The organism is Pyxidicoccus fallax, from assembly GCF_012933655.1.
GTDB lineage: Bacteria > Myxococcota > Myxococcia > Myxococcales > Myxococcaceae > Myxococcus > Myxococcus fallax.
This window is the reverse complement of the sequence record NZ_JABBJJ010000374.1, coordinates 1-11,685: the sequence shown is the minus strand read 5'-3', so window position 1 is coordinate 11,685 and position 11,685 is coordinate 1. Positions and strand designations below refer to the sequence as shown.

General features: G+C 70.1%; 9 protein-coding genes. 2 read left to right on the top strand and 7 right to left on the bottom strand.

Annotation, left to right across the window (positions count from 1 at the left end):
- The 3 genes from HG543_RS45235 to HG543_RS45225 form a co-directional block, all read right to left on the bottom strand.
- On the bottom strand, positions 1–195 hold a 195-nt coding region (locus tag HG543_RS45235; protein WP_169351174.1), incomplete at its 3' end, for a hypothetical protein.
- Between the two features lie 93 nt (positions 196–288).
- Positions 289–3,804 (bottom strand): methionine synthase, encoded by a 3,516-nt coding sequence (metH, locus tag HG543_RS45230; RefSeq protein ID WP_169351173.1) that lies wholly within the window; start codon positions 3,802–3,804, stop codon positions 289–291.
- Complete coding sequence (locus HG543_RS45225; RefSeq protein WP_169351172.1) at positions 3,801–4,697, bottom strand: ArsR/SmtB family transcription factor; 897 nt, start codon at positions 4,695–4,697, stop codon at positions 3,801–3,803. Before HG543_RS45225 ends, metH begins: the two co-directional genes overlap by 4 nt.
- 97 nt (positions 4,698–4,794) lie before the next feature.
- Between HG543_RS45225 and HG543_RS45220 the strand changes: the two genes are divergently transcribed.
- Both HG543_RS45220 and HG543_RS45215 read left to right on the top strand, forming a co-directional pair.
- A complete protein-coding gene (locus HG543_RS45220; protein ID WP_171818366.1) occupies positions 4,795–5,673 on the top strand; it encodes a patatin-like phospholipase family protein in 879 nt (292 codons plus the stop codon).
- A 173-nt stretch (positions 5,674–5,846) separates the two neighbouring features.
- Complete coding sequence (locus HG543_RS45215) at positions 5,847–7,454, top strand: S8 family peptidase (protein WP_169351171.1); 1,608 nt, start codon at positions 5,847–5,849, stop codon at positions 7,452–7,454.
- A gap of 96 nt (positions 7,455–7,550) precedes the next feature.
- On the opposite strand, the gene HG543_RS56890 is transcribed toward HG543_RS45215, so the two are convergent.
- The 4 genes from HG543_RS56890 to HG543_RS45195 all read right to left on the bottom strand — a co-directional run bounded on the left by HG543_RS56890 (position 7,551) and on the right by HG543_RS45195 (position 11,572).
- Positions 7,551–9,275: a ricin-type beta-trefoil lectin domain protein gene (locus tag HG543_RS56890; protein ID WP_169351170.1), complete on the bottom strand. Its 1,725-nt coding sequence runs from the start codon at positions 9,273–9,275 to the stop codon at positions 7,551–7,553.
- A 554-nt stretch (positions 9,276–9,829) separates the two neighbouring features.
- Entirely contained in the window at positions 9,830–10,273 is a 444-nt protein-coding gene (locus tag HG543_RS45205) for a CoA-binding protein (RefSeq protein ID WP_169351169.1), read from the bottom strand.
- Positions 10,270–11,187: a hypothetical protein gene (locus tag HG543_RS45200; protein WP_169351168.1), complete on the bottom strand. Its 918-nt coding sequence runs from the start codon at positions 11,185–11,187 to the stop codon at positions 10,270–10,272. Before HG543_RS45200 ends, HG543_RS45205 begins: the two co-directional genes overlap by 4 nt.
- 67 nt (positions 11,188–11,254) lie before the next feature.
- Positions 11,255–11,572 carry a DUF2795 domain-containing protein gene (locus HG543_RS45195; RefSeq protein WP_169351167.1) on the bottom strand — a complete coding sequence of 106 codons (318 nt, stop codon included), beginning with the start codon at positions 11,570–11,572 and terminating at the stop codon, positions 11,255–11,257.
- Between the last annotated feature and the right edge of the window lie 113 nt (positions 11,573–11,685).

Here is an 11,685-nt window from a genome sequence, read left to right as displayed (position 1 = left end):
CCCCCGGGGCTCCGGCCCCCACTCCGCCTCCGTCACCACCCGTGGAGGCCGCGCCACTTCGGGAACGGACGGCCCGACGGACTCCGACTCCTGGGCCGCCTCGATGAGCGGCGGCGGCGCCAGCTCGCTGGACTGGGCGAGCACGCGGGCCGGAAGCAGCGCGAGCACGAGGAACACGACACGGATGTCAGACACGAGGGACTCCACAGGGGTGTGTTCCCCTCGGCCCTGGGGGAACCCCCGGGCATGGTGCAGGTTCCGCGCCATGCCCGGCGCCCCAGGCTCACCTCACGTCACGGAGAAGTACGAGGCCTGCGGGTGGTGGAAGACGATGGCCGACACCGAGGCCTCCGGCTCCATCATGCAGCCGTCGGTGAGCTGCACGCCGATTTCCTCCGGGCGCAGCGCGGCGAACAGCTTCGCCTGGTCCTCCAGGCGCGGGCACGCGGGGTAGCCGAACGAGTAGCGCTTGCCGGCGTACTCCGCGCGGAAGCGCTCCAGCATCGTCATGTCCGGCCGGTCCGGCAGGCCCCACATGCTGCGCAGCTGCGTGTGCAGCAGCTCCGCGTAGGCCTCGGCCGTCTCCAGCGCCAGCGCCTGCACGGCGTGCATCTTCAGGAACTCGCCCTTCGCCTTCAGCTCCTCGGCCAGCTCGCGGATGCCGGAGCCCGCCGTCACGACGAACATGGCCACGTTGTCGCGCGGCTTGCCGTCTTCCAGGGGCCGCAGGTAGTCCGCGAGGCACAGCCCGCCCTCGCGGTCCTGGCGCGGGAAGTCGAAGGACGCCGCCTCCTGCCCGGTGCGCCCGTCGAAGAGCACCACCCGGTTGCCGTCGCCGGACGCCTGGAAGAACTGGAACACGGCGCGCGCGTGCATGAGGCCGCCGCGCAGCGTGCTCTTCAGGTCCTCCACCGCCTCCTTCAGCGCGAGCGCCTTGCGGCCCTCCTCCGTCTTCGCCAGCTCGGCCTCCGCAGGCGTGCCCAGCGCGCGCGACGAGGTGCGCAGGCCCAGGTGCCGCCCGTACAGCATCACCGGGTTGATGAACCGCCAGATGTGGTCCAGCGGCGTGTTCGTCAGCACGTGCCGCTCCCAGTCCGGCGCGGACGGCACCTTCTCCAGCACCTGGATTTCGGCGCTGCGCGGACGGACCACCGGGGCCGCCGGGGCGGGGCGCTCCTTCACCTCGCGCGCCAGCTTCTCGCGGCGCGTGGCCAGTTCCCCGCGCAGCTTCTCGTGCGCGCCCGGGTCCACAATCTGCTTCGCCAAATCGAGGCCGCTCATCGCGTCCTGCGCGTAGGCCACGGTGCCGCCGCCGTAGGCCGGGGCGATGTTGCGGTCCACGAAGTTGCGGCTGAGCGCCGCGCCGCCCACGAGAATCGGCGTCTCCACGCCCGCGCGCTTCAAGTCCTCGGCGGTGGCCACCATCTGGTGCGCGCTCTTCACCAAGAGGCCCGACAGGCCGAGGATGTCCGGCCGGTGCTCGCGCACCGCCTGCACGAGCTGCTCGGGCGGCACCTTGATGCCCAGGTTCACCACCTGGAAGCCGTTGTTGGCGAGGATGATTTCCACCAGGTTCTTCCCGATGTCGTGCACGTCGCCCTTCACCGTGGCGAGCACCACCTTGCCGCGCGTGGCCGCCTGGGCCTTGCTCATGTGCGGCTCCAGGTGGCTCACCGCGGCCTTCATGGACTCGGCGCTCTGGAGCACCTCCGCGACGATGAGCTCGTTGGCGGCGAAGAGGCGGCCCACCTCGTCCATGCCCTTCATCAACGGGCCGTTGATGATGTCCAGCGGCGCGTACTTCTTCATCGCCTCGTCCAGGTCCGCGGTGAGGCCGTCGCGCGTGCCCTCGATGATGTAGCGCTGCAGCCGCTCCTCCAGCGGCAGGGTGCTCACCGCCGCGCGCGCGGGCTTGCGCTCGCGGAAGTGCGCCGCGAAGGGCGTCACCGGGTCGCCGCCGCGGTTGTAGAGCAGGTCCTCCGCGAGCTTGCGCTCCTCCTCCGGCAGCGAGGCGTAGCGCTCCAGCTTCTCCGAGTTGACGAGCGCCATGTCCAGGCCCGCCTGGACGCAGTGGTACAGGAAGACGGAGTTGAGCACCTCGCGGCCCGCGGTGGGCAGGCCGAAGGACACGTTGGAGATGCCCAGCACCGTCTTGCAGCGCGGGAAGCGCTCCTTGATGAGGCGCACGCCCTCAATCGTCTCCACGCCGCTGCCGGTGTACTGCACGTCGCCGGAGGCGCACGGGAAGACGAGCGGGTCGAAGTACAAATCCTCCGGCTTCATGCCGTACTTCTTCGTGAGCAGCTCGAACGAGCGCTCCGCCACCTCCAGCTTGCGCTGGCGGTTGACGGCCATGCCCACCTCGTCGATGCAGCCCACCACCAGCGCCGCGCCGAAGCGGCGCGCCAGCGGCACCACCTTCTCGAAGCGCTCCTCGCCGTCCTCCAGGTTGACCGAGTTGATGATGGCCTTGCCCTGGCTGTAGGTGAGCGCCATCTCGATGACGCGCTCGTCGGTGGAGTCAATCATCAGGGGCACGCGCACCTTCTTGACGACCACCTCCAGGAAGCGGCGCATGTCCTCCAGCTCGTCCCGGTCCGGGTTGGCGAGGCAGATGTCGATGACCTGCGCGCCGCGCTTCACCTGGGCGCGGGCAATCTCCGACGCGTCGTCGAGGGCCCCGGCGACGATGAGCTCCTTGAACTTCTTGCTGCCGATGACGTTGGTGCGCTCACCGACGATGAGCGGCCGCTCGTCCTCCTTCACCTCCACGTAGTCCACGCCGGACAGCGAGGCGCGCGGACGTGGGGAGGCATGGCGCGGCTTCAGGCCCTGCACGGCCTTCACCAGCGTCTCGATGTGGCCCGCGTGCGTGCCGCAACAGCCGCCCACCACGTTGAGCCAGCCCTGCTCACAGAAGCGCCGCAGGGAGCGGGCAATCATCTCCGGCGTCTCGAGGTAGTGGCCGTTCTCGTCCGGCAGGCCGGCGTTGGGCACGCACGACACCGGGAAGGGGCTCATCGCGGACAGCGAGCGGATGTGGTCCGTCATGAAGTCCGGACCCGTGGCGCAGTTGAGGCCCAGGTACAGCAGGTCCGCATGCTCCAGCGACGCGGAGAGGCTCTCCACGCTCTGCCCCGCCAGCATGGTGCCCATGGGTTCGATGGTGCCGGACACCGCCACCGGCAGCGCGTAGCCCAGCTTGCGGAAGGCCCGTTCGATTCCGAGCAGCGCCGCCTTCACGTTGCGCGTGTCCTGCGCCGTCTCGATGAGGAGGTAGTCCGAGCCGCCGCGCGCGAGCCCTTCCGCCTGCACGGCGAAGTTGTCCACCAGCTCCTCGAAGGTGATGCCGCCGGTGACGCTGATGGCCTTGGTGGTGGGGCCGATGGAGCCCGCCACCCAGCGCATGCGGCCGTCCCTCGCCTCGGCGGCCTCGGCGGCCTTGCGCGCCAGCCGCGCGGAGGCCTCGTTGATTTCGAGCGCCTTGTGGCCGAGGCCGAACTCGTTGAGGACGAGCGGCGTGCCGCCGAAGCTGTCCGTCTCCGTCACGTCCGCGCCGGCCGCGAAGTAGCGCGCGTGGATGCCCTCGATGATGTCCGGCCGGGTGAGGACGAGGTGCTCGTTGCAGCCCTCGTACTCCGCGCCGCCGAAGTCCGCCGCCTTGAGGTCGTGGCCCTGCAAGAGCGTGCCCATGGCGCCGTCCAGCACCAGCACGCGCTCACGCAGGGTGGCGCGCAGGGCCTCCACGCGGCGGCCATTCTCACCGGAGGGAGGCGGCAGGGCGGCGGGCAGGTGGGTCGTCATGATGGCTTGACTCCAGTCAGCAGGAAGACGCGAAAGGGACTGGCCCCGTCGCGCGCGTGCGTCTCGCGGGCGAGGGACGTGAAGCCGGCCTCGCGCAGCGCGGCTTCGAGGGATTCAGGCGCGAAGCCCAGGTGCCGGTGGCCCAAGCGCTCCAGCACCCAACGCTCCTCGTGCGGCATCAGCTCCAGCACCACCAGCCGGCCGCCCGGCTTGAGGATACGGGCGGCTTCCGACAGCACCGCCGCGGGGGACTCCACGTGGTGGAGGCTCTGCGAAATCACGACGAGGTCCATCCGCCCCGCCTTCAACGACAGGCGGTGCAGGTCCTCGCGCAGGAAGGTGATGTTGGCGCGGTCCTCGCGGCCGGCGCGCTCACGGGCCTGCACCAGCGCGTCCGCGTTCTGGTCGATGGCCCACACGTGCCGCGCCCACCGGGCAATGGCCACGCTCAGCACGCCGGTGCCGCAGCCGAAGTCCGCCACGTCCAGCGGCGGCAAGAGCGACGCCAGCGCCCCGGCCCACAGGAACCAGGACTGGCCCGGCTCCAACAGCCGCTCGTTGAGCGCCTGCCGGTCCTCGCGCGCGCGCAGCAAGTCCTTCAGCCGCGCCGAGTCCCCCGCCGCGTCCTCCGCCTCCCGGGCCATCCGGATGAGGGGCCAGCGAGCGTCCCCTTCCTCGAGTGCCAGCGAGTAGTAGCTGAAGCCCGCCTGCCGCTCCTCCTTGAGCAGCCCCAGGCCCTTGAGCTTCCCCAGGTGGTGCGACACGGACGACTGCGCCACCCCCACCAGCGACACCAGCTCCGTCACGTTCAGCGGCGCCTCGGCCACCAGCCGGAGGATGCGCAGCCGCGTCGGGTCGCCGAGCGCCCGGAATGATTGGGAGAGTTCCTCCATATCGCCGCATCAACATACGTCGATGCCGATGCCTTGGCCAGAGACTTTCGACGCGGCGCGTTTACTGGCTCGTGACAGTTGGCGTACATGTCAGGACATGCCGCCTCCCACCCTGCACCAACTTCTCGATGGCAAACGCTTTGGCCTGGTCCTCTCGGCCGGGTACTTCGGCTTCTATGGACACGCTGGCTTCCTGAAGGGACTGGCGGCCTCGGGGCTCAAGCCCCGCGCGTACGCGGGCGCGTCCGCGGGCGGCATGGTGGCGGCGTACGCGGCGGCGGGCACGCCGGTGCACGCGATTGAGGAGCTGGTGCTGCGGCAGACGCGGGCCAACTTCTGGGACCCGGACCCCATTGGCGCGGTGCTGAACGCGGGCGCCACGGGGCACGGGCCCACGGGGCTGCTCAAGGGCGAGCGCTTCCGGCGGCTTTTGGAGGACACGCTCGCGGTGCGCACCTTCGAGGAGCTGCCGCACCCGCTCCTGCTGGTGGGCTCCAACCTCACGCTGGGGCGGCACGAGGTGTTCACCTCGGGCGAGCTGGCCCCGCGCGTCCACGCCACGTGCGCCTACCCGGGCCTGTTCCGCGCGGTGCCGCTGGAGGGCAGCCTGTACTGGGACGGGGGGCTGGTGGACAAGGCGCCCGCGCTGTCGCTCAACGAGAGCGCGGTGGGGAAGGACTTGGACGCCATCCTCGTGCACTTCCTGCCCAGCCGGACGCGCAAGGTGGTGGGCGGGCCCATGGCGTACGCACAGGGGCTGGCCTCGGGCTCGGCGGCGCTGCGCAGGGACCACTTCCGGCTCCAGCTCACCGTGCTGGAGCAGCGGCAGGTGCCCGTCTACGTCGTCGTCTCCAACCTGCCGCCGGTGTCGCCCACCACGATGGAGCGCGGCTTCGACGCGCTGGACCAGGGGCGCCTGTCCGCCGAGCGCGCCCTGGCGCGGCCCCCGGTGCCCTTCGCCGAGGCCGAGTGGTAGCGCGCGCCCCGCCCGGCCGGAGACTGTTCACTAACGGACAGCTTCTGGTAGTCATCCAGAATTAAACGACAGACCAGGAACGCATGATGCCCGCGTGATTCGCGCCCTCCCGGACATGGGTCCGAAAGGGGTCCGCGTGTCACGGCCGTCCTCTTCCCGAAGTGGAGGCAGTCATGCCGACGTCGTTCTTCCTGTCGATGCGTCCCCTGCGTGGCGCGCTGCTGTCCCTGTCCCTGCTGGCCCTGGCCCCCGCCGCGGACGCGGCTCCGAAGTCGCTGGAGCCACGCGCGCTGGTGGCGAAGCACACCGGCCGCGAGCTGGCCGCCGAGACTTTCGTCGAGCGCATCGTGGTGAAGTTCCACGAGGGCAGCCGCGTGCGGCTGCGCGACAACCGCCTGGTGCCGCTTTCCACCGAGCGGGGCGAGGCGGAGCGCGCGCTGCTCGCCGGCCGGGGGCTGAGCGAGGCGCGCATGCGGGCCGACGCCGCCGCCGTGGAGTCCCTGCTGGAGCGCGCGCCGCGCGTGGGCGCCCCGTCGCGCCTGTTCGACGAGGACGAGGCCTCGCTGGACGCGCGCAAGGCCTCCGGTGAGGAGCGCGGCGGCCAGCAGCTCGCGGACCTGAACCTGTACTTCGAGGTGCCGCTCCTGCCGGGCACCACCGCCGGACGCGTGGCGGACCTCGTCGCCGAGCTGAACCGCCTGGACGGCGTGGAGCTGGCCTACGCCGAGCCTCCCGCGGAGCCGGCCATGGTGAACTTCGGCATGGACGCGGCGGCGCGCGCCCTGCTGGCCGCGGCGGACGTCCCCCCGACGACGCCGCTGTACGAGTCCAACCAGGGCTACCTGAACGCGGCGCCCGGCGGCGTGGACGCGAAGTACGCGTGGACGGTGGGAGGCGGCCGGGGCACCAACGTGAAGGTGGTGGACATCGAGGGCGGCTGGCGAATCACCCACGAGGACATGCCGACGCTCTTCTACCAGGGCGGCACGCAGTACGCGGACATCAGCTGGCGCAACCACGGCACGGCGGTGCTGGGCGAGATTGTCGGCACGGCGAACGCGTACGGCGTGACGGGCATCGCGAACGCGGCGCGAGCGGGCGTGGAGGGTGTCGCCAGCCAGAGCACCGCGAGCGCCATCTCCCGGGCGGCCACGGCCGTGGGCCAGGGCGGCATCGTCCTCATCGAGCTGCACTCGCCGGGCCCGTCCGACGGCACGGCGTGCACGTGCAACACCGGCCAGTGCAACTACATCGCCATGGAGTACTGGCAGGCCAACTACGACGCCATCCGCACGGCCACGGCCAACGGCGTCATCGTGGTGGAGGCGGCGGGCAACGGCAGCGCCAACCTGGACGCGGCCGCGTACGGCGGAGCCTTCAACCGCGCCACGCGCGACTCGGGCGCCATCGTCGTGGGCGCGAGCACGGCCACCACGCGCGCGCCCATGTGCTGGACGAACTACGGCAGCCGCGTGGACGTGCACGGCTGGGGTGAGCGCGTCTACTCCATGGGCTACGGCAACGTGTTCGGCTCGTCCTACGGCGAGGACCAGTTCTACACGGCGTCCTTCAGCGGCACGTCGAGCGCCTCGCCCATCGTCGTGGGCGCCGCCGCCAGCGCGCAGGGCGTGGCCCTGGCCAACGGCCGCCGCCTGACGAGCGTGCAGATGCGCGGCCTCTTGCGCAACAACGGCACCGCGCAGGCCAGTGACTCGAGGCAGATTGGCCCCCTGCCGGACCTGCGCAAGGCGCTGCCCAAGGTCATCTCCGGGAGCTACTGAGTCAGCGGCCCTGAAACACCACGGCGCTCCCGTCGCCTCATGCGAGCGACGGGAGCGCTTCTCGTTGCTACGTGGGCTCAGCTCTTGTCCCGGGCCTCAGTGGAACACGGGCTGCCAGCGCTGGTTCGTGCCACCGGTGCAGTCCCACATCTGGACCTTGTTGCCATCGGGCACGGGCTCCAGCCAGTCCGCGTCCAGGCACTTGCCGCCCAGGCCCTGGATGCTGCCGTCGCGCCGCAGGGTCCACTTCTGATTCTGCCCGCCGGTGCACTCCCACATCTGGACCTTGGCGCCGTTGGGCAGGGGCTCCAGCCATTCCACGTCCAGGCACTTGTCGCCCAGGCCCCGGATGGTGCCGTCCGGATGCAGGTTCCACATCTGGTTCATCCCGTCAGTGCAGCGCCACTGCTGGACCTTGCTGCCATTGGGCACGGGCTCCTGCCAGTCCGCATCCAGGCACTTGCCGCCCAACCCGTGCAGGGAGGCCTTCACGGGCAGGTCGTACCAGCGCCCCGTCCTCACGTACCGGTGAATCATGTGCGGAGGCGCGTTGAGCGGGATGTCACCCCATACGCTCCCGGGGTTCGAAAAGACCACCGGCATCCAGCTGCCTCCCCAGGAGAGGTTCAGCACCCAGCCGTTGTTGGGGGAGAAGGTGCCCGTGTCTGCCTTCCCGTCGCCGTTGAAGTCACCGACGACGGGAATCTCACCCCAGGTCTTCCCCCAGGCCCCCGGCCACTGCTGCGTCTGCCAGCCGCTGCCCGTCGACAGGTTCACCAGCCAGGTGCTGTTCTGGGTGAAGACCGCTGTGTCCGTCTTCCCGTCACCGTTGAAGTCGCCGGCGAGCGGAATGTCACCCCAGGTGCCCGCGCCTCCGTACCACGGCTGTGATTGCCAGCTGGTGCCCGTCGACAGGTTCACCAGCCAGGTGTTGTTGGGGGTGAAGACCGCCGTGTCCGTCCTCTTGTCGCCGTTGAAGTCACCGACGAGGGGAATGTCTCCCCAGGTGCCGGCCGCACCGGACCAGGTCGACACCCTGCCGAATTGATACTCGCTCGCGTGCTTGAAGAGGATTCTCCACCCATGGTGCTGACTGAAGTAGATGGCCTCTTCCTTGCCATCTCCATCGACATCACCCGCCATGGGGATGCTCTCCCCGCTGTAGAGGAATTGCCCCCAGAACCGTCCGGAGAACCCCGTCCCAGTGGAGCGATTCACAACCCAGCTGTTGGTCGGGATGTATGGGAGTGCCGTATCCGTCCGCTGGTCGCCATCGAAGTCGCCGATGACGGGAACATCCCCTGCGCTCCAGGTGGCAAACGACCCGGCCGTCCAGTCCTGTGTCGAGAAGGTCTCGCCGTTCGACAGATGGACGAGCCAGCTGTTTGGCGTGAACGTCCCGAGGTCCCCCTTGCCGTCGCCGTTGAAGTCGGCCCCGCGGTTCACCCGCTTGTTGCCGACAGGGACGGGGGTGGTATCGGCCGCCTCCCAGGTGATGACGAGGTCCATGTTCAGCCGGGAGCTCGAGTTCGCGGACAGGACGGTGGGCGTGGCCACCCATGGGCCGTCGTTGACGAAATGTCCGGCCCACGGGGCCGTCGCCGGCAAGGTCGCAGTGGGATACCAGACGTTGCCCGAGGTGTTGACCGTGAAGACGGCACCCGTCCAGCCCTGGTGCTCCAGGTCGATTCGGCTGATGGTGACGTATTGCCCGGTCGGCGCGCCGTTGAGATAGACAGTCTTGACCTTGGCATTCGTCGGCGCGGAGCCTTCGACGCTGGAGGTCCCCTGGGTGGACGTCCAGGAGTATTTGATTGTCACGTTTCCCGTCGTGGCGCTCAGGCATCCCGCGCACTCCGGCACCTGGGCGCTGACCGACGGGAGCTGTTGCTGGCCGAAGGCCAGCGAGGGAGTGGCAAGGCAGAGGACGGCAAGTAGTCCCGAGAGGGGCGCGCGCCGGTAATGGCTCATCACACTGAGGGGGCGTCTGTTCACGTTGTCTCTTTCAGGTGCGGCGGTACAGCCCATGGACGTGGGGGGGGAAAGCAGACCTGCCGACTGCAGTGTCTGGGGTGACCGGCAGGCTCCCATTCAGATACGGCCGCACCGCGCCCGGCGGGTCGTGCCCGCGATGTCTGAAATCAGGGATGGAAGGAAGGGAGGGCCGTCAGCGGGAAGTCGATGAAGTGACGGCAAAGAAATACACGGCTCCTGTCGGCTGTCTGGCCATGACAGGTGTCCGCGAGAGCGGCAATCCGGATGCCCGCCCTTGGCGGGCGGCAACGGCCGCACCGGCCACCAACGGGCCGCCCGAGAATGGCGGCGCGCGTCAATGGTACAGCAGGTGATGCGCGGCGGCGGGGCCGCGCGCCCGGCTACCGCGTGCCGTAGCGGCGGTGGTCCACCATCAGGCAGCGGTCCTGCACCACCTGGATGCCGGCCTTCGCCAGCTTCTCCGCCGCGGCGTCGTTGCGGATGCCGGACTGGAACCACACCGCCTTGGGCTTCTTGGCGATGATGTCGTCCACGTGCGCGTCGATGTCCTGCGGCCTGCGGAACACGTCCACCAGGTCCACGTCGCCCGGCACGTCCACCAACCTGCGGAACACCGGCTTGCCGAGGATGTGTGTCACGTCCGGGTAGTAGACGGGCACCGGCACCACGTCCACGCCGGCCCGCGCCAGGTAGTCCGGCACGTAGAAGGCCGGCTGCCCCGACTGCTGCTCCGTCTTGATGCCCAGCACCGCCACCCGCCGCGCGCTCTTCACCACGCGCTCCACGCCCGCTTCGTCCTCCACGAGGTTCTGTTCCCAGCTCATCGCGCCTCCTCCTGAAGACTCTGTGCTCGCGACTGTGTGGTGACGGTCCACGACTCCCCCGCCACCGTGGCCTTCACCGTCAGCTCCCGGCTCACCGGAACGAAGCGGCCCCGCGCCACCACCTGCTCGCCCTCGCACGTCACGCCCGGTGTCAATTGCGGCTTCCCCGCCGCCTCCCACGCGTCCGTCAATTCGTCCGGCGAGCCCTCCGGTAGCGTGCCCAGACACCGCAGGGTCAGTACCAGCGCGTCACCGTAGTCCGTGTCGCGCGTGCCCTGCACCGTGCGCTCCAGCACGTACGCCACCTGTGTCTCGCCCATCGGCAGCACGTCCACCGACCAGATGCGCTGCCCCTCCATCAGGTTGCGCGCGAAGAGGCCCGCGTACTTCGCCTCCCACTCGCGGCGCATCCTCGCCTCCAGCGCCTCGGGAGAGAAGAAGCGCTCCAGCACGGCCAGGTCCGGCGCTCCCGCCGGCACCACCTGGCGTAGCGCCTCCAGCGCCGATTCCGCCGACACCAGCCCCACGAAGGTGCCGTCCGCCGCCAGCCGCACCCGCAGCGTGAAGCGCGCCAGCACGTTGTCCACCCACGTGTCCACCTCGGTGCCGGCATCCGCCCCCCCGCGCACGAGGCGCGAGCGCGGCACCACCTGGGCCAGCAGCCAGCCTCCCTCGGAGGGGGTGAAGCGGGTCTCGGTGGTGGCCTCCGCCTCCTCACGCACGGACGTTCCCCCGCGCTCCACCACGCGGATGGCGCGCACGGTTTCGGTGAGAACCCGGTCCACGGGAGGCTGGAATTCGAGCCGCACCGGCGGCGGCCGCGCGGCCGTGGGAACCAACGGCGGCGGCGCCCTCCGACAGGCGGCGGCAAGCAGCGACAGCATGAGACTGCACAGCAGGAGGCGTGGACGCATGCGCCCGCGCACGCTGGCAGAAAGCGCCAGCGCCCGCGAGCGCTTCGTCACGCCAGGGCCCGGTACTTCACGGGTGACGCGTGTGGCCCTCGGGCGCGTTCTCCACCAGGTCTCGCCCGATGTTGCGCCGGTCCCGGTCCACCCCGTCGTCGTCCTTGAGCCAGGGGCTGCCGAACCGCCTCGCCGCTTCCGCCAGATCCCTCATCACGTGCTCGCGCGACGCGTACTCCGTCTGCGGCAGCGACTTGAGGACGTTGATGATGTCGACGGGAGCGCCGTTGTCCTCCGCGGCCCGGACGATCTGCTCCCTCAACGCGGGGTAGTCCACCGAGTCGAGGTGCGAGGTGATGGAAAGCCCGGGGTCTTCCGCGAGTCCGTATGCCATCGCGACTCTGCCTTTCTGCCCGGACGCCACGGCCCGGGCTCAGTGCTTGGGTAGGAACAAAATGGGGATGCCTCGTGCGAGGCACCACCCGGGGCCCCCCGGCTCCCCCATCC